Source organism: Streptomyces sp. NPDC046215 (assembly GCF_040646215.1).
Lineage (GTDB): Bacteria > Actinomycetota > Actinomycetes > Streptomycetales > Streptomycetaceae > Streptomyces > Streptomyces stramineus.
Map to the genome: position 1 here is coordinate 1 of NZ_JBEYZW010000209.1, position 1,078 is coordinate 1,078.

Annotated in this window: 1 protein-coding gene; it reads left to right on the forward strand. The window is 69.6% G+C overall.

Annotated elements, in window-relative coordinates; translation table 11 throughout:
• Positions 1–242: 242 nt before the first annotated feature.
• Positions 243–1,078, forward strand: an 836-nt coding sequence (ispG, locus tag ABZ951_RS33890; protein WP_361281808.1) for a flavodoxin-dependent (E)-4-hydroxy-3-methylbut-2-enyl-diphosphate synthase, incomplete at its 3' end; no start/stop codon positions are given.

Sequence of the window (1,078 nt, forward strand, 5' to 3'; positions counted from 1 at the left end):
GGTGGCGACCATGGCCAGTTCGTTGCGCTGCCGCCGCAGGACCGCCCGCCACAGCTGCCCCGGGTCCGGGGAGGAGACGTCGCCCGGCTCGGGCCCGTCCGGCGCTTGAGGACACCGCCGCGCAGCGGTGGTGCGGCCCCGGCGGCAGGGGATGTGCCCGCACGGGCAACCGTGCCGTAACCTCGAAGGCCGGAGCCCGCCGATCTCGGGACCTAGATTCACACCTTGGGGTTGCTCGCCAGATGACTGCGATTTCGCTTGGAATGCCTTCCGTTCCCATCAAGCTCGCCGACCGCAGGGTCAGCCGCAAGATCCAGGTCGGCTCCGTGGCCGTCGGAGGCGACGCACCCGTATCGGTGCAGTCGATGACGACGACCAGGACCTCGGACATCGGCGCCACCCTCCAGCAGATCGCCGAGCTCACGGCGTCCGGCTGCCAGATCGTCCGCGTCGCCTGCCCGACCCAGGACGACGCCGACGCGCTCCCGATCATCGCGAGGAAGTCGCAGATCCCGGTGATCGCCGACATCCACTTCCAGCCGAAGTACGTCTTCGCCGCGATCGACGCCGGCTGCGCCGCGGTCCGCGTCAACCCCGGCAACATCAAGCAGTTCGACGACAAGGTCAAGGAGATCGCGAAGGCCGCCGGCGAAACCGGCACCCCGATCCGCATCGGCGTCAACGCCGGCTCCCTCGACGCCCGCCTGCTGGCCAAGTACGGCAAGGCCACCCCCGAAGCCCTCGTCGAGTCCGCGCTGTGGGAGGCGTCCCTCTTCGAGGAGCACGGTTTCCGCGACATCAAGATCTCGGTCAAGCACAACGACCCGGTCGTGATGGTCAACGCCTACCGGCAGCTCGCGGCGCAGTGCGACTACCCGCTGCACCTGGGCGTCACCGAGGCGGGACCGGCCTTCCAGGGCACCATCAAGTCCGCCGTCGCCTTCGGGGCGCTGCTCTCCGAAGGCATCGGCGACACCATCCGCGTCTCCCTGTCGGCCCCGCCGGCCGAGGAGATCAAGGTCGGCATGCAGATCCTGGAGTCCCTGGGCCTGCGCCAGCGCCGCCTGGAGATCGTCTC